This is a genomic window from Actinomadura sp. NPDC048394 (assembly GCF_040651755.1).
GTDB lineage: Bacteria > Actinomycetota > Actinomycetes > Streptosporangiales > Streptosporangiaceae > Spirillospora > Spirillospora montaniterrae.
This window is the reverse complement of sequence record NZ_JBEZJL010000097.1, coordinates 18,644-41,535: the sequence shown is the minus strand read 5'-3', so window position 1 is coordinate 41,535 and position 22,892 is coordinate 18,644. Positions and strand designations below refer to the sequence as shown.

At 74.0% G+C, this 22,892-nt stretch carries 18 protein-coding genes; 8 read left to right on the top strand and 10 right to left on the bottom strand.

The genetic code is table 11. The features are described from left to right. Nucleotides 1-115: 115 nt before the first annotated feature. The 4 genes from AB0C78_RS44420 (at nucleotide 116) to AB0C78_RS44405 (ending at nucleotide 3,975) form a co-directional block, all read left to right on the top strand. Nucleotides 116-988: a branched-chain amino acid ABC transporter permease gene (locus AB0C78_RS44420; protein WP_360760601.1), complete on the top strand. Its 873-nt coding sequence runs from the start codon at nucleotides 116-118 to the stop codon at nucleotides 986-988. A gap of 16 nt (nucleotides 989-1,004) precedes the next feature. Continuing rightward, nucleotides 1,005-2,111 (top strand): zinc-binding dehydrogenase, encoded by a 1,107-nt coding sequence (locus AB0C78_RS44415; RefSeq protein ID WP_360760598.1) that lies wholly within the window; start codon nucleotides 1,005-1,007, stop codon nucleotides 2,109-2,111. 8 nt (nucleotides 2,112-2,119) lie between these two features. Next, nucleotides 2,120-3,079: an aldo/keto reductase gene (locus tag AB0C78_RS44410; RefSeq protein ID WP_360760595.1), complete on the top strand. Its 960-nt coding sequence runs from the start codon at nucleotides 2,120-2,122 to the stop codon at nucleotides 3,077-3,079. Between the two features lie 92 nt (nucleotides 3,080-3,171). Further along, nucleotides 3,172-3,975, top strand: a complete 804-nt coding sequence (locus AB0C78_RS44405) for an SAM-dependent methyltransferase (protein WP_360760592.1) — start codon at nucleotides 3,172-3,174, stop codon at nucleotides 3,973-3,975. A 104-nt stretch (nucleotides 3,976-4,079) separates the two neighbouring features. Here AB0C78_RS44405 and AB0C78_RS44400 read toward each other — a convergent pair whose 3' ends face one another. The 9 genes from AB0C78_RS44400 to AB0C78_RS44360 all read right to left on the bottom strand — a co-directional run bounded on the left by AB0C78_RS44400 (nucleotide 4,080) and on the right by AB0C78_RS44360 (nucleotide 14,750). Continuing rightward, nucleotides 4,080-4,922, bottom strand: coding sequence for an SMP-30/gluconolactonase/LRE family protein (locus tag AB0C78_RS44400; RefSeq protein ID WP_360760589.1), 843 nt, complete (start codon nucleotides 4,920-4,922; stop codon nucleotides 4,080-4,082). A gap of 112 nt (nucleotides 4,923-5,034) precedes the next feature. Next, a complete protein-coding gene (locus AB0C78_RS44395; protein WP_360760586.1) occupies nucleotides 5,035-6,213 on the bottom strand; it encodes an aldose epimerase family protein in 1,179 nt (392 codons plus the stop codon). 124 nt (nucleotides 6,214-6,337) lie between these two features. After that, nucleotides 6,338-7,609 (bottom strand): multiple monosaccharide ABC transporter permease, encoded by a 1,272-nt coding sequence (mmsB, locus tag AB0C78_RS44390; protein ID WP_360760583.1) that lies wholly within the window; start codon nucleotides 7,607-7,609, stop codon nucleotides 6,338-6,340. Next, nucleotides 7,606-9,153, bottom strand: coding sequence for a multiple monosaccharide ABC transporter ATP-binding protein (gene mmsA, locus AB0C78_RS44385; RefSeq protein ID WP_360760607.1), 1,548 nt, complete (start codon nucleotides 9,151-9,153; stop codon nucleotides 7,606-7,608). Before mmsA ends, mmsB begins: the two co-directional genes overlap by 4 nt. Nucleotides 9,154-9,226: 73 nt before the next feature. Next, on the bottom strand, nucleotides 9,227-10,354 hold the full coding sequence (chvE, locus tag AB0C78_RS44380) for a multiple monosaccharide ABC transporter substrate-binding protein (protein ID WP_360760580.1): 1,128 nt from the start codon (nucleotides 10,352-10,354) through the stop codon (nucleotides 9,227-9,229). Nucleotides 10,355-10,393: 39 nt separating this feature from the next. Then, nucleotides 10,394-11,401, bottom strand: coding sequence for a hypothetical protein (locus AB0C78_RS44375; protein WP_360760577.1), 1,008 nt, complete (start codon nucleotides 11,399-11,401; stop codon nucleotides 10,394-10,396). Further along, nucleotides 11,385-12,431, bottom strand: a complete 1,047-nt coding sequence (locus tag AB0C78_RS44370) for an alcohol dehydrogenase catalytic domain-containing protein (protein ID WP_360760574.1) — start codon at nucleotides 12,429-12,431, stop codon at nucleotides 11,385-11,387. The genes AB0C78_RS44375 and AB0C78_RS44370 overlap by 17 nt, the downstream gene beginning before the upstream one ends. After that, nucleotides 12,428-13,579 carry a mandelate racemase/muconate lactonizing enzyme family protein gene (locus AB0C78_RS44365; RefSeq protein ID WP_360760571.1) on the bottom strand — a complete coding sequence of 384 codons (1,152 nt, stop codon included), beginning with the start codon at nucleotides 13,577-13,579 and terminating at the stop codon, nucleotides 12,428-12,430. The genes AB0C78_RS44370 and AB0C78_RS44365 overlap by 4 nt, the downstream gene beginning before the upstream one ends. An 88-nt stretch (nucleotides 13,580-13,667) precedes the next feature. Beyond that, a complete protein-coding gene (locus AB0C78_RS44360) occupies nucleotides 13,668-14,750 on the bottom strand; it encodes a LacI family DNA-binding transcriptional regulator (protein ID WP_360760568.1) in 1,083 nt (360 codons plus the stop codon). A 297-nt stretch (nucleotides 14,751-15,047) separates the two neighbouring features. On the opposite strand from AB0C78_RS44360, the gene AB0C78_RS44355 reads away from it, so the two are divergent. The 4 genes from AB0C78_RS44355 (at nucleotide 15,048) to AB0C78_RS44340 (ending at nucleotide 20,539) form a co-directional block, all read left to right on the top strand. Further along, nucleotides 15,048-16,868 carry a histidine kinase gene (locus AB0C78_RS44355; RefSeq protein ID WP_360760565.1) on the top strand — a complete coding sequence of 607 codons (1,821 nt, stop codon included), beginning with the start codon at nucleotides 15,048-15,050 and terminating at the stop codon, nucleotides 16,866-16,868. Next, the gene (locus AB0C78_RS44350; protein WP_360760562.1) at nucleotides 16,859-17,533 is read left to right on the top strand and encodes a response regulator transcription factor; all 675 of its coding nucleotides are present in this window, start codon (nucleotides 16,859-16,861) and stop codon (nucleotides 17,531-17,533) included. Before AB0C78_RS44355 ends, AB0C78_RS44350 begins: the two co-directional genes overlap by 10 nt. 310 nt (nucleotides 17,534-17,843) lie before the next feature. Next, nucleotides 17,844-19,595: an ATP-binding protein gene (locus AB0C78_RS44345; RefSeq protein ID WP_360760604.1), complete on the top strand. Its 1,752-nt coding sequence runs from the start codon at nucleotides 17,844-17,846 to the stop codon at nucleotides 19,593-19,595. A 140-nt stretch (nucleotides 19,596-19,735) separates the two neighbouring features. Then, nucleotides 19,736-20,539, top strand: coding sequence for an inositol monophosphatase family protein (locus AB0C78_RS44340; protein ID WP_360760559.1), 804 nt, complete (start codon nucleotides 19,736-19,738; stop codon nucleotides 20,537-20,539). Here AB0C78_RS44340 and AB0C78_RS44335 read toward each other — a convergent pair. After that, a complete protein-coding gene (locus AB0C78_RS44335; RefSeq protein WP_360760556.1) occupies nucleotides 20,493-22,655 on the bottom strand; it encodes a hypothetical protein in 2,163 nt (720 codons plus the stop codon). The genes AB0C78_RS44340 and AB0C78_RS44335 overlap by 47 nt on opposite strands. Nucleotides 22,656-22,892 lie beyond the last annotated feature (237 nt).

Here is a 22,892-nt window from a genome sequence, read left to right as displayed (position 1 = left end):
GGCGGGGTGCGGGCCCGCCCGGGGGGTAACCCCGCCCCCCCCCCCCCCCCGGGGGGGCCCCCCCCCCCCCCCGGGCGGCCCCCCCCCCCCCCCCCGGCACCACCCGGAGGTATCCATGGTGAACTCTGTGATCGCCGGGCTGACCAGCGGCGGCGGCTACGCCCTGCTCGGCCTGTGCGTCGTGCTGACCTACCGGCTCGTCGCCGTGGTCAACTTCGCGCTGACGGCGGTCGGCGCCCTCGGCGCGTTCGTGATGGTGTCGCTCACCGACCGCGGCGTGAACGCGCCGCTCGCCCTGCTCGCCGGCGTGGTGTTCGCGGCGCTGCTGTCCGCGCTGCTCGGCGCGGCGCTGGTGCGCTGGTTCGCCGGGCACAAGGAGGGCACCAAGGCGGCCGTGACCGTGGCGATCTTCGTCGCGCTGACCGCGGTCGGGGTGCGGCTGTTCGGCGGCAACACCACCGGCGCGCACCGCTTCCCCAACCCGTTCGGCGCCCCGCTGTTCACCGTCGGCGACGTCGTCGTCCCGCAGTCGGTGCCGGTGTCGCTGGCGTTCGCGGTGCTGATCACCGTCGCGGTCGGGCTGCTGCTGGCCCGCACCCGGATCGGGCTGAGACTGCAGGCGCTGTCGGAGCGGCCCGGCACCGCCGAGGTCGTCGGCATCCCCGCGCCGCGGCTGGCCGTCGGCGTCTGGGCCGGCGTCGGCGCCGTCACCACGATGGTGGTCGTGCTGGTCGCGCCGCGGCTCGGCGGCGACTTCTCCACCCTGTCCGGGCTGATCAGCACGGCGCTGGCGGTCGCGATGGTGGGCGCGTTCCGCAGCCTGCCGCTGACCCTCGCCGGCGGGCTGATCCTCGGCTGCCTGGAGGGCCTGTCGTCCGCCCTCGACTCGATCCAGAAGTACCAGGGCGTGGTGCCCTTCCTGGTGATCCTCGTCCTGCTGTGGTGGCGCAGCCGCCGCGAGGTCTGGGACACCGAGCACGGCCGCTGACGAAACGAGGAGAGCGATGTCCCGGCTGACGTCCACGAGGGCGGCGGTGCTGCGCGAGCACGGCGCCCCCCTCGTCATCGAGGAACTGCCGCTGCCCGCCGAGGTGGAGCCCGGCGCGGCGGTCGTGCGGGTCGACTGCGCCACCCTGTGCGCGACCGACGTGCACCTGTGGTCCGGGGCGATGGCGTTCCCGGACATGCTGCCGATCGTCCTCGGCCACGAGACGATGGGCACCGTCTGCGCCGTCGGCCCGGGAACCCGCGACGCGCTCGGCCGCGCCGTCAAGGTCGGCGACCGGATCGGCTGGTCGGAGTCGGTGTGCGGGCACTGCTACGGCTGCACCGTGCTCCGCAACCCGGTCGCCTGCTCCGAACGCGGCTACGGCTTCCTGCTGCGCTCCGACCGGTTCCCCTACGCCACCGGCGGGCTCGCCGCGCACAACTACGTGACGCCCGGCGCGCTGAAGGTCGTCCTGCCCGACGACGTGAAGGACACGTGGGCGGCGTCCGCCGGATGCGCGGTCAAGACCGTCCTGCACGCCTGCGACCGCGCCGGGGGAGTGCGGCAGGGCTCCAGCGTCGTGGTGCAGGGCGCGGGCGCGCTCGGCATCGTCGCCACCGCGGTCGCGCGCGCGTCCGGCGCCGGCACCATCATCACGATCGGCGCCCCCGACGCCCGCCTGGAACTAGCCCGCGCGTTCGGCGCGGACGTCGTCATCGGCCTCGACGGCGGCGCCGAAGCGCGGCTCGCCACCGTCATGGACGCCACCCGCGGGCGCGGCGCCGACCTCGTCCTCGACCTCGCGGGCGCGCCCGGCGTCGGCGCCGAGGCGGTGGGCATGGCGGCGTTCGGGGGACGGTTCGTCGTGGTCGGCAGCACCGGCCCGCGCCCCGACGAGCTGCCGCTCGGCACCATCATGGGCAAGGAGCTGAACGTCCTCGGCTCGCTCAACGGCGACGTCGGTGACCTGTACCGCGCGATCGAGTTCCTGCGCGCCTCCCAGGACCGCTTCCCCTGGGACGACCTGTTCGGCGAGCCCGGCGGCCTCGGCAGCGCGTCCGGCGCGCTCGCGTCGATGCAGCGGCTCGAACAGGTCAAGGCCGTCGTCCACCCGCACCGGTAAGGAGAAACGTGAGCACCATCGTTCCGCGCCGCCGCCTCGGCACGGCCGGGCCCGAGGCGTCCGTGCTGTCCCTCGGCTCCTGGCACACCTACGACCGAATGGACTTCCGCGACGCCGTCACGATGCTGCGGCGCGCCGTCGACTCCGGCATCAACCTGTTCGACGTCGCCGTCTACGGCATGCCGGGCCACCCGCCCGTCTTCACCGACGTGCTGTTCTCCGCGATGGTGCGCGCGGCGGGCCTCGCCCGCGACGCCTACCTGCTGTCCACCAAGCTGTGGCTGGAGGGGTACCCGGAGCGGCCGCTGCGCGAGCAGCTCGCGAACGCGCTGTTCCGCGTCGGCGCCGACCACGCCGACGTCGCCGTGCTCGGGGACATCCGCAGCGACGACCTCGACCTGAAGCGGCTCGCCGAGGACCTCGCCGAACTGGAGAGTGAGGGGCTGCTCGGCTGCTGGGGCGTCAACAACTGGTCGGCGACCGCCGTCCGGACGATCCGCGCGCACGCGCGGGCCGCGGGCTCGCCCGGCCCCCAGCTCGCCCAGCTGAAGTACAGCCCGTGCCGCCGCTCCATCCCCGACGGCGAGCCGTTCGCCGCCGTCTTCGCCGAAGGCGTGTCGATGCAGGCGTCGGACGTGCTGGAGGGCGGCGTCCTCGCCGGCAAGAGCGGCACGTCCCGGCAGATCGGCCGCGATCCCGGCGGCGTCCGCGACAGGATCGTGGACGCGGCGAAGGGCATCGGCGAGCTCGCCGCCGACCTGGACGCGACGCCCGCGCAGCTCTGCATCGCCTTCACCCTCACGCACCCGTCCACCAGCACCGTGCTTTTCGGCGCGACCAGCGTCGACCAGCTCGAGGACGACATCGGCGCCCTGGACGTGCTGGAGCGGGTCGGCGCCGAGCGGCTGCGCTCGCTGCTCGACCCGTTCTGGGCCGACCGCGACGCCGTCGACCCGGAAGGCCGCTGAAAGCCCGGAAAGCCCGGCCGCGGTGCGTCCCGGCGCGAGCACGGCGCGTCCCATGAGACGATCGTTCTCCCCGGGACGAAGCGGAGTGTGCCATGGCCGAGGAGAGGTGGTCCCCCGCGGACGTCGACCTGACGACGCCCAACACCGCGCGGATCTACGACTACCTGCTCGGCGGCAAGGACAACTATGCCGCCGACCGGGAGGTGGCCGAGCAGCTGCTGGCCGTCATCCCGGAGGCGCGGGCGGCGGCCCGGGCGAACCACGCCTTCATCGGCCGCGCCGTCCGGCACCTCGCCCGGCAGGGCGTGCGGCAGTTCATCGACATCGGCAGCAAGCTGCCCGCCGCCGGCAACGTGCACGAGGTCGCGGCGCAGGTCGCGCCGGACGCGACCGTGGTGTTCGCCGACGGCGACCCCGTCGTCCTGGTGCACGCGCGGGCGCTGCTCGCCGGCACGAAGCGGACGGCGGTCGTGCACTGCGACCTCGCGCGGCCCGAGTCGCTCGCCGACGACCCGGACGTCCGCGAGCACATCGACTTCACCGAGCCGGTGGCGATCGTGCTCGACCGCGTCCTGCACTTCATCGGCGACGCCGCCGACGCCCGGCGGTCCGTCCGGCGGCTGCACGACGCCCTCCCGCCCGGCGGCCACGTGGTGTTCACGCACATCACGCAGGACCCGCAGCCGGAGTCGAGCGGCGACGTCGGGCAGGTGTTCAAGCCGACCAGCGGGCACTTCTGGGGCCGCACCCGCGCCGAGATCGCGTCGATCGTCGAGCCGTTCGACCTGCTCGACCCCGGCCTCACCTACACCCCGCTGTGGCGGCCCGACCCCGGCGAGGACGTGGCGCACCCCGAGCGGACGTTCACGCTCGCGGGCGTCGGCCGCCGCACCTGACGCGCGGCACCTGACTCGCGGCACCTGACTCGCGGCACCTGACTCGCGGCACCTGATCCGCGGCAGGCGATCCGCCGCGCCTGACGCGCGGCCCCGGGACAGGGTCAGGCGGCGAACGCGGGGGAGGGCAGGCCCTGCCCCGCGCCGGGGACGACGAACAGCGATCCGCCGTGGGGGTCGTCCTTCGGCGCGCCCACGGTCGCCGTCGTGACGTAGAGGTCGCGGAGGTCCGGGCCGCCGAACGCGCAGGCGGTGGTCTGCGCGGCGGGCACCTCGACGGTGCGGTCGAGGCCGCCGCCGGGCGTGTAGCACAGCACGCGGCCGCCGCCCCACAGGGCCACCCAGACCCGGCCGTCGGCGTCGGTGGTCAGCCCGTCCGGCTGCCCCGGAACGGTGGCGAACGCGCGGCGGCGGGCGGCGCCCTCCTCGGGATCGAAGTCGAAGACGTCGATCCGGCGCGTGGGCGTGTCCACGTAGTACATCAGCCGCCCGTCGGGGCTCCAGGCGATCCCGTTGCTGACCGTCACGTCGTCCAGCACCGTGGTCGTGCCGCCGTCCGGGCGGACGCGGCGCAGCCGGCCGCCTCCCGGCGCCTCGTCGTAGCGCATGGTCCCGGCCCAGAACGCGCCGTCCGGGCCGACGGCGGCGTCGTTGCCGCGGCAGCCCGGGACGGGATGCTCGGCGAGCCAGCGGAACGAGCCGTCGGGGTCGTAGAGCCCGACGCCGTCGCGGAGGTTGACGACCAGGCCGCCGCCCGCCCGGGGCCTGGCCGCGCCCACGTGCTGGGCCGTGTGGCGGACGGTGTCGGCGCCGGTGGCCGGGTCGTAGGCGTGCACCTCGTTGCCGAGGATGTCGACCCAGAGCAGCACGCCGGCGGCGGCGTCCCAGTTGGGCCCCTCACCGAGCCGGGCGCGGGCGGGCAGGGCGATCTCGATGCTGTGGTCCATGGGAATCCTCGGCTGGTCCATGGCGATCCTCGGCCGGCCCGGACGGCCGGGGGCGGGCACCGGCGTCGTGCCGGCCGGTGCCCGCCCCCGGCCCGGGGTCAGGACTCTGAGGTCAGGACGTGGAGAAGGAGTAGACGCTGGTGGAGTCGTAAGTCTGGCCGGGCCGCAGCGTGGTGCTCGGGAACTGCGGCTTGTTGGGCGAGTCGGGGAAGTGCTGGGTCTCCATGGCGAACCCGTCGCCCTGCCGGTACATCTTCCCGCCGGTGCCGACGAGCCGGCCGTCGAGGAAGTTGCCGGAGTAGAACTGCAGGCCGGGCTGGTCGGTGCGGATCTCCATCACCCGCCCGGTGGTCGGCTCGGTGACGCGGGCGGCGAGCTTCATGCCGGTGCCGTCGAGCACGAAGTTGTGGTCGTAGCCGCGCCCGTACACCATCTGCTGGTGGCCGTCGCGGACGCGCTCGCCGATCGTGTGCGGGCGGGTGAAGTCCAGCGGCGTGCCGTGCACGCTCGCGAGCTGCCCGGTCGGGATGAGGGTGGAGTCGACCGGCGTGTAGCGGGACGCGTTGATCTGCACCTTGTGGTCGTAGACCTCGCCGGACCCCTCGCCGGCCAGGTTGAAGTACGTGTGGTTGGTCAGGTTGACCACCGTCGGCTTGTCGGTGGTGGCCTGGTAGTGGATGCGCAGCTCGTTCGTACGGGTGACGGTGTAGGTGACGGTGGTGCGGAGGGTGCCGGGGTAGCCCTCCTCGCCGTCCGGGCTGACGTACGACAGCCGCAGCGACGCCCCGTTCCCGTCCTTGGCCGGCTGGGCCGTCCACACCCGCTTGTCGAAGCCGGTCGTGCCACCGTGCAGGCTGTTGTTCCCGTCGTTGGCGGGGACCTTGTAGGTCTTGCCGTCGAGGGTGAACTGGGCGCCGCCGATCCGGTTGCCGTAGCGCCCGATGAGCGCCCCGAAGTAGGGGTTCTCGTCCTTGTAGGTGTCGCTGAGGTAGCCGTCCAGGGTGCGGAACCCGAGCGCGACGTCGCCGGAGCGGCCGTGCTTGTCGGGGACGTCGAGGGACTGGACGATGCCGCCGTAGGTGAGGATGCGGACCTTCATCCCGTGGCCGCTGCCGAGCGTGTACCGGTCGATCTTCGTGCCGTCCGGCAGCGCGCCGAACGGCTCCTTGGCGATGGTGGGCGCGGACGACGCGGGCCCGGACGACGCGGCGGTCGCCGGGACGGCGAGCAGGCCGCCCGCGAGGAGGGCGGCGGTGGCGAGCGGGATGGTGAGGGGTGGGACGCGCTTCATCGGTGTTCCTCTCGCTGGGGGGGAGGGAGGAGACGGACTGGCGTGTACTTCTGGTCGGGGGGACCGGCGGATCGCCGCCGGCCCCCGGGAATCGTTTGGCCGGGTCGGACGGGTGGGCGCCGGGTCAGCGCAGCAGCGGCGACCCGGCCCGCCGCTTGGTCCAGACGTCGAACGCGACGGCGGCCAGCAGGACGAGGCCCTTGACGAGCATCACCCGCTCGCTGGGGGCGCCCATCAGCGACATGCCGTTGTTGATCACGCCCATGATCAGGCCGCCGGTGATGGCGCCGACCACCTTGCCGACGCCGCCCTGCACCGCGGCGCCGCCGATGAACGCCGCGGCGATCGCGTCCAGCTCGAAGGTGTTGCCGGCGGTGGGCCCCGCCTGGTTGAGCCGCCCCGCGAAGATGATCCCGGCCAGCGCCGACAGCACGCCCATGTTGACGAACAGCCAGAACACCACCGACTTGGCGCGCACGCCGGACAGCACCGCCGCCTGCAGGTTGCCGCCGACGGCGTACACGTGCCGGCCGAACACCGACCGGGCCGTCAGCAGCGAGTACGCCAGCACCAGCACCGCCAGCAGCACCAGCACCCACGGCAGGTTGTGGAACCGGGCCAGCTGCACGGTCACCGCCATGATCAGCGCGCCCGCCGCGACGATCTTCAGCAGGAACACCGGCACCGGGTCGACGGTCTGCCCGTAGCCGAGCCGCGTCGCGCGGGTCCGCCACCGGGACACCGCCAGCCCCGCCACGAGCACGATCCCGACGAGCAGGCTGAACAGGTCCGCGCCGCCCAGCGGGCCGAGCCCGACGTTGCCGAGGTAACCGGAGGTGAACCCGTTCGACAGCGTCCGGACCTGGTCGGGGAACGGGCCGAGGCCCTGGTTGCCGAGCACCGTCATGGTCAGCGCCCGGAACAGCAGCATCCCGGCCAGCGTGACGATGAACGACGGGATGCCGAAGAAGGCCGTCCAGTACCCCTGCCACGCGCCGATCGCGGCGCCCGCCACCAGCGTCAGCAGCAGCGCGACCGGCCACGCCACATGGTGGCTGACCATCAGCCAGGCCGCGATCGCGCCGGTCACGCCGACCAGCGAGCCCACCGACAGGTCGATGTGCCCGGAGATGATGATGAGGATCATCCCGATCGCGAGGATCAGGATGTAGGAGTTCTGCACGATGATGTTGGAGATGTTCTGCGGCTGCAGCAGATCGCCTCCGGTCAGCACCGCGAACAGCACGACGATCAGCGCGAACGCGATGTAGATGCCGCTCTGCCGCACGTTCACGGTCAGCCGCGGCCGGCCGGCGGGCGTCGCCGCCCCGGGCGGTGCCGCCGCGGCGTCCGCGGTGGCCGCGGCGCCGGTCTTCGCAGGTGCGGTACGGCTCATCCGGCCTGCTCCCTTCCCATGGTCATGTAGGACATGAGGCGCTCCTGCGTGGCCTCCGCCCGCGGCACCTCGCCGGTGATCCGGCCGGCCGCCATCGTGTAGATCCGGTCGCACATGCCGAGCAGCTCCGGCAGCTCCGAGGAGATCAGCAGGATCGCCCGGCCCTCCGCGGCGAGCCGGTTGATGATCGTGTAGATCTCGTACTTGGCGCCGACGTCGATGCCGCGGGTCGGCTCGTCCAGGATCAGCACGTCCGGATCCGTGAAGATCCACTTGGACAGCACGACCTTCTGCTGGTTGCCGCCGCTCAGCTGCCCGGCCACGGCCGACACGCTCGGCGCCTTGATGTTCATCCCGCCGCGGAACTCCTCGGCGACCCGGTACTCGTCGTACTCGTTCACCCACCCGGCCCGGGACAGCTTCCCGAGCCGCGCGGCCGACACGTTCCGCTTGATGTCCTGGATGAGGTTGAGCCCGTAGCGCTTGCGGTCCTCGGTGGCGTAGGCGATGCCGTGCCGGATCGCGTCCCGCACGGTCCGCAGCCGGACCTGCTCGCCGTCCTTGTAGACGCGACCGGAGATGTCCACCCCGTAGGACCGCCCGAACACGCTCATCGCCAGCTCGGTGCGGCCCGCGCCCATCAGCCCGGCGAGGCCCACGATCTCGCCGCGCCGGAGCGTCAGGGCGGCGCCCGACACCACCGCGCGGTCGCGCTGCGCCGGGCTGTGCACCGTCCAGTCCTCGATCCGCAGCGCCTCCTCGCCGATCTCCGGTTCGCGGGGCGGGAAGCGGTGCTCCAGGTCCCGGCCGACCATCCCGGAGATGATCCGGTCCTCGGTGACGCCGCCGCCGGACGGGTCGAGCGTCTCGATCATCCGGCCGTCGCGCAGCACGCTGACGGTGTCGGCGATCGCGAGCACCTCGTTCAGCTTGTGCGAGATGATCACGCAGGTGATGCCGTCGTCGCGGAGCCCGCGCATCAGGTTCAGCAGGTGCGCGGAGTCCGCGTCGTTCAGCGCGGCGGTCGGCTCGTCCAGGATCAGCAGCCGCACCCGCTTGGACAGCGCCTTGGCGATCTCCACCAGCTGCTGCTTGCCGACGCCGAGGTCGGCGATCGGGGTCACCGGGTTCTCCGGCAGCCCGACCCTCTCCAGCAGCTGGCCCGCCTCGTGGTTGGTGCGGTTCCAGTCGACCAGGCCCCGGCCGAGGAGCCGCCCGCCGAGGAGCCCGCGCGCCGCCCGCTCGTTGCCGAGGAAGATGTTCTCGGCGATCGACAGCTGCGGGCACAGCGCCAGCTCCTGGTGGATGATGACGATCCCGCGCTCCTCGCTGTCGCGGATGCCGGAGAACCGGCACGGCTCGCCGTCGAAGAGGATCTCCCCGTCGTACGAGCCGTGCGGGTAGACCCCGGACAGCACCTTCATCAGCGTGGACTTGCCGGCCCCGTTCTCGCCGCAGATCGCGTGGATCTCGCCGCGGCGCACGGTCAGGTCGACGTCGGCGAGCGCGTTCACCCCGGGGAACGTCTTGGTGATGCCGCGCATCCGCAGGATGTCGCCGCCTCCCGGGCCGCCGGCCGCGGCCGCCGCTACGGTGGTGTCGTCGGTGGTCACGGCGTCATCCCAGCTGCGCCTGCGTGTAGTAGCCGGACTGCACCAGCTCGGTCTGCACGTTCGACTTGTTGACGATCACCGGCTGCAGCATCTGGGTCGGGACGACCTTCTTGGTGTTGTTGTAGTCGGTGGTGTTGTTGACCTGCGGCTTGCCGCCCTTGAGGATCGCGTCGGACATCTTCGCGGCCTCGTCGGCGAGCTTGCGGACGTCCTTGAAGATGGTGGAGTACTGCTCGCCGGCCAGGATCGACTTCACCGACGCCCGCTCCGCGTCCTGCCCGGTCACCACCGGGTACGGCTGGCTCGGGGTGCCATAGCCGTTGCTCTTGAGCGCCGACAGGATGCCGATCGACAGGCCGTCGTACGGCGACAGCACACCGTCGACCTTGGCGCCGCCCCGGTAGGTCTTGGTGAGGATGTCCTCCATCCGCTTCTGCGCCGTGGCCGGGTCCCAGCGCAGGATCGCCATCGTCTTGAAGTCGGTCTGGCCGCTCTTGACGACCAGCGTGCCCTTGTCGATGTACGGCTTCAGCACCGACATCGCGCCGTTGTAGAAGAACGGGGCGTTGTTGTCGTCGGGGGAGCCGGCGAACAGCTCGATGTTGAACGGGCCCTTCGCCTTGCCCTCCGACCCGTCCTCGTTCTTGATCTTCAGGCCGGTGAGCAGCGAGGTCGCCTGCTCCACGCCGACCTTGAAGTTGTCGAAGGTGACGTAGTAGTCGACGTCCGGGCTGCGCATGATGAGCCGGTCGTAGGAGATCACCGGGATGTGGTTCTGGTGCGCCTCCTGCAGCTGGCTGGTCAGCGCGGTGCCGTCGATGGACGCGACGACCAGCAGCTTGGCGCCCTTGGTGATCTGGTTCTCGATCTGGCTGACCTGCGTCGGGATGTCGTTCTCGGCGTACTGCAGGTCCACCTTGTAGCCGAGCTTCTCCAGGTCGGCCTTGAGGGTGTTGCCGTCGCGGATCCAGCGCTCGGACGACTTCGTCGGCATCGTGACGCCGATCAGCGCGCCCTTGGTGTCGCCGGACTTGGCCTTCTTGTCGATGCTCTTCTCGCTGGAGCCGCACGCCGTCATGGCGGTCGCCAGGACCAGCGCGGACATAACCGTGGTGATGCGCCGGAGTCTCATCTCGTTCTCCTTCGGGGTGGGGGAGGGCAGCGGAGCGAATCAGCGTGGGACGGCGGACGTGGGCAGGGCCTCGGGCAGGGCCGGGAACCGCCGCAGCGGCCCCGGGGCCCGGGACCCGATCGGGGACATCCCCTCGCCCGCCCCGAGCCGGGCGAGGGTGTCCAGGACGAGCCGGCCGCGCCGCACCCGCTCCCGCGCGCTCGCCACGGCGGCGGGCAGCAGGTGGTGGCCGACCGGATAGATGCCGGGCGCGTTGCGCAGCCCGAACTTCAGATAGAGGGGCGCGCCGCAGCGGATCAGCTCCGCCGCGTCGTAGAAGCGGACGAACCCGCCGAGGTCGTCGGGCGCCTCGACGTAGAAGTCCATCGGCGCGGCGCTGACCGCGCGGATCTCGGCGAGCTGGCCGAGCGCAAGGTCGCTCGGCACATTGACCGAGTCGGCGCCGAGGCCCTCCCACACCGCGAACGAGGCGGGGTTCACCGGCCCGACCAGCGCGGACACCTTGAACGTGGTGTCGGCGGGCAGCCGCCCGGCCTCGCGCAGCCGGTGCAGCGTCCACAGCACGCCCTCGTCGGCGACCAGCAGCGACCGGACACCGAGCGCCGTCGCGCGCTCGGCGTCCTCGACGCACTGCGCGAGCTGGTCGCGGCCCCGGGCGCGCGGCCCGGAGGCGTTGTAGGAGCGGCCGCCGGCGCCCGGCTCCCAGGTGCCGCGCGGGCCGAGGAACAGGCACAGCTCGATGCCGCGCGCGTCGCAGCCGTCCACCATCTCGCCGATCTCGGCGTCGGTGAGCATCCAGACGCCGCTGCCCTGGCTGATGCGGTGCAGCGGGACGTCGAGCCGCTCGCTCTCCTCCAGCACCGCCGCCAGCACGGCGGGCCCCTCGCAGGACGGCAGCTCGGTGCGCCAGCTGCCGCCGTCGGGGAACCGCAGGCCGGACGCGGGCGGCCGCGGCGGGGCGCCGGGCCAGCCGAGCGAGCGCAGCGCGTCCTCGCCGGGCGCGCGGCCGCCGGCCGAATCGGCGAGCTCGTCAGAGAAGGGGTCCATCGGTCCTCCCGCCGGTCGGGGAAGTGTCGAGGTCGGGGCGCAGCAGCACCTTCCCGGCGTCGGGGGAGCCGCTGAGCTTCAGCGCCGCCGCGAACTCGGTCAGCGGCAGCTCGTGGGTGATCAGGGACGCCGGCCGCAGCACGCCGCTGCCGAACGCGCGCACCGCGTACGCCCAGTCGGCCGGGCCGGAGCCGAACACGGTGTGCAGCGACAGGGCGCGGGTGACCAGCAGCGACGTCGGGACGGCGTCGGCCGGGTCGGCGGGGATGCCGGTGACGACGACCCGCCCGCCGCGGCGCGCCAGCCGCACCGCCGAGGCGGCCGTGCCGGGCGCGCCGGCGGTCTCGACGACCACGTCGAACGCGCCCTCGGGGGCCTCGCCGGGGCGGCTGAACGCGGTCGCGCCCGCGTCCAGCGCCGGCTCGCCGCGCTCCACCCGCGGGTCGATCGCGACGAGCCGGGCCGGCGACGACGCGGCGAGGAACTGCAGCGCGAGCATCCCGAGCGTGCCGGCGCCGACGACCGCGACGGTCTCGCCGGGACGCGGCGCCGCGTGCCGGACGGCCCCGGCGATGACCGCGGCCGGCTCCAGCAGCGCCGCCGCGCGCAGGTCGGCGCCGGGCGGCAGCACGTGCAGCAGCCGGGCCGGGACGAGCAGGTGGTCGGCGAACGCGCCGGGCCGGGTGAAGCCCGTCTCGTCGTAGCGGCTCGCGCACAGGTTCGGGGCGCCCTCCCGGCAGCGTCCGCACGCCATGCAGCCGCGGAACCCCTCGCCGACGACGGGCGCGCCGACCAGCGACGGGTCGGTGTCGGGGCCGACCGCGTCGACCGTGCCGGACCACTCGTGCCCGGGGACGACCGGGTAGCTGGCGAAGCCCTCGGGGCGCGCGCCGTCGAACAGCTCGCGGTCGCTGCCGCACAGCCCGGCGGCGGCGACCCGGACCCGGGCCTCGCCGCGGCCCGGCTCCGGCGGGTCGCCGGCGTCGATCCGCCAGCGGCCCGGCGCCTCCACGAGCACCGCGCGGCTCAACGGCGCGTCCCGCGGAAGTGCCAGCCGTCGGCGTACAGGTCGAAGTCGGCGTGCTGCTGGGGGAAGGCGGCGACCGCGTCGAGGTCCAGCTCGACGCCGAGGCCGGGCGCCTCCGGCAGGGCGAAGTACCCGTCGACGACCTGCGGGGCGCCCTTCGCGACGTCCTTGACGGCGGCGTCGGCGAAGTCGTTGAAGTGCTCGAGGATCTTGAAGTTGGGGGTGCAGACGCCGAGCTGGAGGCTCGCGGCGGTCAGCACCGGCCCGCCGACGTTGTGCGGCGCGACCTGCACGTAGTAGGTCTCGGCGGTCGCGGCGAGCTTGCGGACCTCGGCGATGCCGCCGCTGTGCCCGACGTCGGGCTGCAGGACGTCGGCGGCCTGCAGCTCCAGCAGCTCGCGGAACTCGATGCGGTCGTGGACGCGCTCGCCGGTGGCGATCGGCAGCCCGGTGTGCGCGGAGACCTTGGCGAGCGCCTTGAGGTTCTCGGGCGGGACGGGCTCCTCCAGCCAGGCCGGGTCGAACGGGGCGAGCAGGCCGGCGAGCCGGATCGCGGTCGCGGGGGAGAAGCGGCCGTGCATCTCGACGAGCAGTTCGACGTCGGGGCCGACCGCGTCGCGGACCGCCTCGACCAGGTCGATGGCCAGCACCGTCTCCGCGTGGTCCAGCTCCATCCGTCCCGCGCCGAAGGGGTCCAGCTTGAGTGCCCGGTATCCGCGTTCGACGACGCGCTTGGCCGCCGCGTGGAAGTCCTCGGGGGTCCGGTCGACGGTGTACCAGCCGTTCGCGTACGCCTTGACGCGGTCGCGCACCTTGCCGCCGAGCAGCCGCCACACCGGCTGGCCGAGCGCCTTGCCGACGATGTCCCAGCACGCCATCTCGACGCACGCGATGCCCGACATGACGATCTCGCCCGCCCGGCCGAAGTCGCCGTACTTCATCCGGTGGACGAGGTCCTCGACGTCGAACGGGTCGCTGCCCGCGATGTGCCGGCGCTCCGCCTCGGCGAGGTAGCCGACCAGCGCGTCGGTGTGGCCGAGCATCCGGGCCTCGCCGACGCCGGTGAGGCCCTCGTCGGTGCGGACGGTCACGAACGTGAGATTCCGCCACGGGGTCCCCAGGACATGGGTGCCGATCTCGGTGATGCGCAACGTGCCGCCCCTCTCAATCAACCTGGCACTAGCTTGTGTTAGCGCTAACATTCCGCGCCCGCGGAACCGGTCCCTCCCTCGCCCGGGGTCAGCGGCCGCCGGGCCGCACGGCGGTGCTCTCCCTCACCACGAGCTCCGGTTCCACGGTGCGCCGCGCCGGCGGGCCGGCGCCCTCGCCCGCGGGGTCGTCGACGCGTTCCAGCAGCAGCTGGAACGCGTGCCGCCCGACCTCGCCGAACGGCTGCCGGACACTGGTCAGCGGCGGCGCGAAGTAGGGCGCCTCCGGAACGTCGTCGAAGCCCACCACGCTCACCTCCTCCGGGACGCGGCGGCCCGCCTCGCGCAGCGCGCGCAGCAGGCCGAGGGCCATCGGGTCGTTGGCGGCGAACACCGCGGTCACCGCCGGGTCGGCGGCCAGCCGCCGGCCGAGCTCGTACCCCGACCGGGCGCTCCAGTCGCCGGACAGCGGCTCGGGGACCTCCCGGCCCTCCTCCGCCAGCACCGAGCGCCAGCCGTCCACGCGGGCGCTGGCGTCGATCCAGTCCGCGGGGCCCGCCATGTGCCACACGGTCTCGTGGCCGAGGCTCAGCAGGTGCCGGACGGCCCGCACCGCGCCCGCCCGGTGGTCCACCGCCGCGACCGGCACCGGCAGGTCGTCGCCCGCGCCGACCGCCACCACCGGCATGTCCGGCGGCAGCCGCCGCAGCCCCTCGGCCGCCGACTGGTGCGGCGCGATGATGACGATCCCGTCGACCGACTGGGCGCGCAGCCGCTGCACGCCGTCCTCGATGGAGCGCCGGGTGAGCGAGCCGAGGCTGGCGATGTTGATCATGTAGTCGGCGGTGCGCGCGGCCCGCTCGATCCCGTACAGGGTCGAGGCGGGCCCGTACAGCGTCGTGTCGAAGCTGACCACGCCGAGCACCCCGGACCGGCCGGTCGCGAGGACGCGCGCCGCCGAGTTCGGCCGGTAGTCCAGCTCGCGCATCGCGGCGAGGACCCGCTCGCGGGTCCGCGGCGCGACCTTGCCGGGGTCGTTCAGCACCCGCGACACCGTCATCGCGGACACACCCGCGAGCGCCGCGACGTCGTCCATGACCGCCGCGCGCGACCGCCCGCCGCCCGGCCCGGACGGGCCGGTGCCGGGCGGGGGAGGGGGCGCTGCGGTGGTCACTGTGATCTGCTCCACATCCGGTCGGGTGCCCTGAATGTTTGCGGTAACGCGAATCGATGTCAATACCCAGGAAGCAATCGTGGTAGCGCAAACATCTGGCGCCATGCCGTGGAGCTCGTCCGCGGCCGCGTCGTCCGTGGTGCGCGCGGCGGACGGCCCGCGCGTCGCGATCCGGTAACGGCGCTCTCCCCGGCGGGGCGGAGCCGGGACACTTCCGGTGCGTCCGGGAAAGCACGGTGTGCCCGCCCGTGGGATCCCGGTACCGGGAGACGGTCCCGGGGCCCGAGCATGGAAAGGATGGTCGTGGTGATATCCGCCCCGCGGAGGCGCAGGTCGCCACCGTGGTTCGGCGCGGAGACGAGGCGCGCCCTCGCCGCCGGCCTCGCGGTGGCCGCGCTCGCCTTCGCCGCGGGATGGCCGTACTGGCGCGACCACGCCGCCGCCGCGGCGCTCTCCCTGGTCAGCACCGGCGGGATCGCGGTCGTCGGCGCGCTGCTGGCGACGGGCGCCCGCACCCGGCGGACGGGCCTGCTGTTCCTCGCCGCGTCCCTGTTCTGGGCGGTGAACTGGCTGGCGAGCTGGAACGCCGGGCCCGGGCCGCTGTTGTCGCCGTACGCCCAGGCCGACTTCTACCTCACCCTCGCGGTGGGCGTCCTGCTGTACCCGGCCGGGCGGCTGGAGTACCGCGCCGACCGGATCTGGACGGTGTTCGCCTGCGCGGTCCTGTGGGGCTGCCCGACCGCGCTGTGGGTCACCTCGCGCCCGGCGTGGGCGGCGTTCCGCGGGCGGCACGTGTGGTGGCCGGCGCCGTTCCCCGACCACGCGGCGTTCCGCGCCGTCCTGGAGGTCTCCGCCGCGCTGTACGTCGTGCTCGCCGTCTCCTTCGCCATCGTCCTCCTGCTGCGGCTGCCGAAGATGAGCCGGATGCGGCGCGTGGTCGCGCTGCCGGTCACCCTGGCCCTGGCCTTCGTCGGGCTCTCCGCGGCGCTGACGCAGCGGCCGATCATGGAGGAGTCCATCTCGCTGGACGCGCTGCTGCGGGTGTACGCGATCCAGGGCGCGGTGTCCGCCCTCATCCCGCTCGCGCTGCTGGCGTCCGGGCTGCGCGTCCGGCTCGCGGAGCTGGCCGTCGCCGGGCGGATGCTGCGGCTGACCGCCCCGGTGTCGGTGGAGCGGATCCGCGACGCCCTGCGCGACGTCCTGCAGGACCCGTCCCTGCAGCTGTGGTTCTGGGCGCCCGCCGAGCAGGTCTACGTCGACATCTCCGGACGTCCCGTCGCCATGGACTTCGACGACGCGCTGCCGGTGGGCCAGGACGCCGGCGACCCGGCGGAGGGGGACGCGGGGCGGTGGCGCCGCCGCGTCGAGACCGCCGCGGGCGAGCCCCTCGCGATCGTGGAGCTCGGCGCGGCGCTGCGCGACCACGGGTCGCTGGTCGAGGCGGCGCTGGAGGCCGGCGGCCGGGCGCTGGAGACGGCGCGGCTGCAGTCCAACGTCCAGGCCGGTCTGGAGCAGGTGCGGTCGGCGTACGAGCGGCTGGTGCGCGCCGAGACCGTGGAACGCGAGCGCCTAGCCCGCGACCTGCACGACGGCGCGCAGCAGCGGCTGCTGGCGCTCGGCGCGATGCTCGGCACCCTGGAGGCCCTCGCCGAGGACCCGGCCGTCAAGGAGCACGCGCGCACCTGCCGCGCCGAGCTGATGGCGGCGCTCGCCGAGCTGCGCGCGCTCGCCCGCGAGGTGCAGCCCGCACTGCTCGTCCAGGACGGCCTCGGCCCGGCGCTGGAGGTCGTCGCCGAGCGGCTCGGCACGCGGGTGCTGCTCGACGTGACCGCCGAGCGCTACTCCCGCGAAATCGAGTCCACGCTTTACTCCGTGCTTTGCGAGGCTTTGTCGTACGCTGTCGAGCGCGCGCGGGCGACCCGCGTGACCGTCCGGGTGCGCCCGGACGGCCACCTGCTGGTGGCCGAGGTCAGCGACGACGGGGAACGTCCGGACGGGGAGCCCGGCGCGGTCCCGGGCGGGCTGGCCGGGCGGATCAGGGCGCTGCGCGGGCACGTGGAAATCGACGGCGAGCCCACCCGGGGCACGACGGTAAGGATGGTCCTGCCATGCGAGTAGCCGTGGCGGAGGACAGCGGGATCTTCCGGCAGGCCCTGGTCACCCTGCTCACCACGGTCGGCATCGAGGTGACGGTGTCGGCGGGGTCGGGCGAGGAGCTGCTCGCCCGCGTCGCCGAGGACCCGCCGGACGTCGCGATCGTCGACCTGCACATGCCGCCGACGCACACCAACGAGGGCGTGGTCGCGGCGCGCGAGCTGATGCGGCGCCACCCCGGGATCGGGGTGCTGGTGCTGTCGGCCTTCAACGAGACGCCGCAGGCGATGGAGCTGTTCCGCGACCAGCCGCGGCGCGTCGGCTACCTGCTGAAGGACCACGTCACCGACGTCGACAACCTGCGCGGCGCGCTGGAGCGGGTGATGCGCGGCGAGGTCGTCATCGACCCGGACGTGGTGAGCCGGCTGGTCGAGGCCCGGCACCGGGAGCGCGAGCTGTCCCGGCTGTCCGGCCGCGAGCGCGAGGTGCTCGGCCTGATGGCGGAGGGGCACTCCAACGCGGGCATCGGCAAGCGGCTGCACCTGTCCGCCCGCACCGTGGAGGACCACGTCCGGGCCATCTTCACCAAGCTCAAGATCACCTCGTCGGGCGGCCCGCCGGGGCCGCAGGACAGCAACAAGCGGGTGCTGGCGGTGCTCACCTGGCTGCGCGCCGCCGAGACGCGCTGATCCGCCCGTCCCGCGCATCGATCGGGTAACGGGCTTTCGCGCACGGCGGCGCGGCGGAGAGAATTCAGCGTACGAGTCCGGTCGCGGAACGTGACGCCGGTGGTGGCCCCCGCACGCCACCGGGCGCACCGCGGGCCGTGCCCGTGGCCGTCCGGCGTCCCATCCTCCCGCCGCCGCGCCCCGGGCGCATCCGGGGAAACCCGAGGCCCGCCCGGTGGTTTCCCGGGTCCCGCGGCCGCCGGCTCGCCGTGTGCGCGGTCTCCGGCGCGGCCCCCGGGCCCCCGACAAGGAAGGGACGGCATTGAGCTCGGTGCGCGTGCGGGCGCCGTCATGGCTCGGCGCTCCGCTGCGCCGCGCCGCCGCCGGGGGCGCTGCGGTGGCGGCGGGAGCGCTCGCCGCGGGCTGGCCGTACTGGCGCGGCCATCCCGCCGCCGCCGCGGTCACGCTGGCGTGCTGCGGCGGGTTCGCCGTCGCGGGCGGGCTGCTGGCCGCCGGGCGGCTCGGCCGCCGGACCGGCGCGGCGTTCACCGCGGGCGCGGCGGCGTGGGCGCTGACCTGGACGGCGAGCTGGAACGCGGGCGCCGGCCCGGTGGTGTCGGTGTTCGCGCAGTCGGTCTTCTTCGTCGCGATCGGCGTGGGCGTGCTGCTGTACCCGGGCGGCCGGCTCGACGGCGCCGTCGTCCGGCTGTGGACCGGCGCCACCGCCGCCGTCATGATCGGCGGCCAGGCGCTGCTGTGCGCGCTGTCGCGGCCCGCGTGGAACGGGTTCGACCCCGCGGCGGCGTGGCCGTCCGCCGCCCCCGACCGGGAGGCGTTCGATTGCACGTACCGGGCCGTCACGACCCTGGAGGCGGTGCTGGCCGGCGCGCTCGTCATCATCCTGCTGCTGCGGCTGCCGGGCACCGGCCGGCTCGACCGCCGGTACACCGTGCCCGTCGCCGCCGCCGTCACGGTCGGCGTCGCCGGGGCGCTCGCGGTGCAGGGCTCGCTCATCGGCCGCCACGTGACCCTGGACGACGTGATGGAGGTCTACCTCTTCCAGGGCGTGTCCGCGACGGTGCTGCCGCTGGCGTTCCTCGCCGCGGCGCTGCGCGCCCGGCTGGCCGAGCTGTCCGCCGCCGAGCGGATGCAGCGCCTCACCGACCCGGTGTCGGTGGAGAAGGTGCGGGACGCGCTGCGCCGCGTCCTGCGCGACGCGACCCTCGACCTGTGGCTGTGGGCCGGGGACGGCTACGTCGACGTCACCGGGCGCGGCGCCGGGGCCGGTGACGGGCCGGTGCCGGGCCGGTGGCGGCACGAGGTCCGCACGTCGGCGGGGGAGCCGCTCGCGGCCGTCGACGCCGACGACCGGCTGCGCGGGCACGAGCCGCTCGTCGAGGCGGCGCTCGTCGCGGGCGGCCGCGCGCTGGAGACCGTCCGGCTGCAGGCCGCGGCGCGGGCGAACCTGGAGCGGGCGCGCGACGCGCGGGAACGGCTCGTCCGCGTCCAGGCGGCGGAGCGCGAGCGCCTCGCGGGCGAGCTGCAGCGCAGCGCCCAGCAGCGGCTGCGCGCGCTGGAGGACCTGCTCGAGGGGCTGGAGGAGGCGGCCGGCCCGCGGGCCCGCGAGCAGGCGCGCGCGTGCCGCCGGGAACTGGCGGAGGCGGCCGCCGAGCTGGACGGCCTGGCCCGCGGCGTGCACCCGGCGATCCTCACCGACGCGGGCTTGGCCCCCGCGATGCGGCTCGTCGCCGCGCGGGCGGCGGTGCCCGTCCGGCTCGACCTGCCCGCCCGCCGGTACCCGCCGGAGGTCGAGTCGACGCTGTACTTCGCGCTGTGCGAGGCCCTCGCGAACGCGGCCAAGCATGCGGGCGCCGACGAGATCCGGGTGAGCGTGCGCGAGGAGGCGGGCCGCGTCGTCGCCGAGGTCCGCGACGACGGGGCGGGCGGCGCGGGCGCCGTCCCCGGCGGCGGGCTCGCGGGCCTCACCGACCGGGTCCGCGCGCTGCGCGGGCACGTCGACGTCGACAGCCCGCGCGGCGCGGGCACCACCGTCCGGATCGCCCTCCCGGCGCCCGGCGGCTGACGCGGTACCGGGCACCCGCATCGCCGGAACACGGCAGTGCCGCCTGGCAGGGCGGGCCGCGGTGCGACCTGGTGGAGTGCGCGGAAGGGGCGGCCGCACGATTTCGGCCCGGCCGGATGCGATGCGGTTAAGGTGAGAGGATGCGTGACGACGCCGCCCTTCAGGCGGAGGCGGCCCAGCAGGCCGTCGCGGCTGCGATCGAGGTCGCCCGCGCGAACTTCGGCCGGGCGCTGGACATCGAGGTGAAGGGCCCGCGCGGGGACGTGGTCACCAGCGTCGACCGGGAGGCGGAGCGCCTCATCGTCTCCATGCTCCATGAGCGGTTCCCCGAGCACGCCGTCCTCGCCGAGGAATCCGGCGCCCTCTACGGCGAATCGGACCACGTGTGGCTGGTCGATCCGCTGGACGGCACGAACAACTACGCCTACGGGCTTCCCCTTTACGGGGCCGCCGTCACGTTGTGCCATCGGGGCGAGCCGGTGGTGACCGCGATCGGCGAAGCGACCACGGGGGACGTCGCCTGCGCCGTCAAGGGCCGCGGCGTCGTCGTGAACGGCCGGCCGTTCGAGCGCGCGGCTTCGACGCCCGTGGGCCCGCCCGCCACCGCGCTGTGGGTCGGCTATCACACCCAGTCGGATCCGCGTCTGGAGATGCTGGCGTCCAGGCTCTACGGCCGGAGCCGGCGGCTGTTCTCGACCTGGGCGCCGACGATCGACGCCTTCCTGTACCTGCGCGGCGGTCTCGACGCCGTCACCGCGTACCAGTGCACGGGCACCGAGCTCCTCGGCGCGCTCCTGCTGCTGCGCGAGGCCGGTGCCGAGGTCCGGGGCGTCGACGGCGCCCTGGTCCGGAACCTCGCCGAGCTCCCCGAGCTCAGCTTCGCCGGCACCCGGTCGGTCATCCTGCCGCTGATCGAGGACTGCGGTCTGGCAGCAGCGCTCTGATCTCGGCGCGCAGCAGCAGCCGCTGCCTGTCGTACTCCTCGCCCAGGACGGGATCGGGCTCGTCGAGCAGGCCCGCCAGATTCCGCAGCGTCGGCGCCTCGTGGCCGACCAGGTACCGCCGCCGGTCCGGGTTGCCGAGCAGCGTGCGGAGCGAGTAGAGGTCCATGACGCGGATGTAGCGGTAGGCGGGCGACGTCAGATGGCGGATCGACGCCCGGAAGAACCGTCCGCACTCGGGATGGTTGTCATCGAGCCATTGCCCGTCCCCGAACGCCTGGTCACCGTAGTAGATGCGGTTGTACCCCATGTGGAAGGACTCGGCCTCATGGTCGCGCTCCATCCGCTTGACGAACTCGTCCAGGAGTTCATGGCGGTCGTGGTGGAGCGCGTCGGCGACGGCGACGGCCCGCTGCAGGAACGGGTGCTCGTTGAAGAGCTCGCCCGACCGGAGCCTTTCCATCGTCTCCTGACCGGCGACGATGGGCGCCAGGTTGGCGGCCTGCTGCGCCGCCATGAGCTGGCCCGTGCCCGCGTCGATGTCGACGTCGGCGAGGATGGCGAGGAACGTCGCCTCGGTCGCCGCCCGCCGCTCGGGATCGGCGGTGACGGCGGCCAGGAGCTCCCGGACGAAGTCGATGACCTCGTCCGGGAGCGGGTGGACGAGCAGCTCGGCGCGCGCCGCCCGCAGGCCGGGGCGGCGCTCGTCGAGGCAGCCGACCACATGCCGCGCCACGCAGAACTCGAAGAACGACTTGTGCGCGAACCGGTAGCGCCGGCGGTCACTGGAGATGATGAGGAAGGACCGGTCGGCGATCTCCCGGCAGATCTCGTCGACGCCTCCCTCGACCCGGATGCTGGACGCCAGCCACCGTTCGGTGATCCGCCGCAGCTCGTCCCCCTCGACCAGCAGGTCCTTGAGCTCGAAGTGACCCCACCCGCGGCCCGAGGCCAGCGACTTGGAGAAGATCTCCCAGGCGACGCACTCGATCAGCTGGCCCTTCTGCCACCAGGTGAGCTTGGAGGGCTCCTTCTCCTGCTCGCGCTGCAGCCATGTGTCGATGTAGCGGCTGTAGACGGCCGAGGTCTCGGCGCCGTGGCCGACCGTGAGGAAGCTGTCGGCCTGGTGGTCGTCCGCGATCAGGTCGAGCAGGACCTCCGCCGTCATCCGGAGCACGAGCGGGCGCGCGACCACCTCGCGCAGCGACGGGTTGCCGCCGATGACCTTGACGAGCTGGCCGGCCAGATCCGCCCGCCCGCGCGCCTCCGCGTACCAGCGGAGGAACCGCTCCCCCTGGTCCTCGAACCGCAGCGGCAGCAGCCGTCCGGTGCTCGTGAACCCCGACATCAGGCGGGTCGCGTCCACGTAGATGCTGTAGAAGGCGGTCCGCGACGTCAGCAGCGACGGGGCCTGGAACAGGCCGAACAGCGGCTCGGGGACGATGCTCGTCAGCAGGTGGGGGGAGCGCATGACGGGCGCCTCGTCGAGCCCGTCGCAGATCAGCACGACCCGGCCGCGGGCCAGCTGCCGGGCGAGCCTGCGCGGCTCGGGGAGCGCGACCTCGGCCGCGAGCTGGTCCCGCAGCCAGGCGGCCTGCTCCTCGGCGCGGGTCGCGCCGGAGTCGGCGGGCCGCGTGTCCGGTCTCATGGCGTTGAGGTGGAGGAACACGGGGCAGGGCGCCTTGCGCGGGGAGGCGGCGAACTCGTCGGCGAGGCGCGCGAACACCAGCCCGGCGACGAGGGACTTCCCGGATCCGGGCTCCCCCATGAGCATGACCTTCTCGCCGGAGCGCAGGACGTCCGCCAGCGCGTCGACGATGGGGGCGTCGTCCCGCAGCGAGCCGGAGGCGCTGAAGGACGGGCCGACGAAGCCGTACCCGGCGCGCAGCCGCTCCTCGTGGGTCTCGGATCCGAGGTCCCCGTCGACCGGAAGCCGGGCGGCGAGGTTCTTCGTCTCCGCCCGGTGGTAGGCGCGCAGCCTCCGCCGCTCCAGCAGCCCGAACCGGTGGCGCGGGGCGAGGATCCGGACGCCGAGCAGCGCCCCCAGCGCGAGGCTTCCCGCGCTCGCGCCGACGAGCCAGGCGGATCCGAGGACGAGGTGCGCGACCGGCCACGGCACGGTGAGGGCGCCGATGCGGCCGAGCCAGTCCAGGGCCTCCCGGACGGTCCGCGTGTGCCGTCCGGCCGGAGTCTGCGGGGCCGGACCGTCTGACCGGATGGCTCATGCCGACTGGCCTCTCGTGCCGACCGGAAGCGATCGCTGTTCGGACGTTCGGGAACCGGCTGCGGTTCCGTCCATGAGATCACACGCCTGGCATGTCGCCTATACGGGTTATCCCGGTGGCGCGTCAGCGGC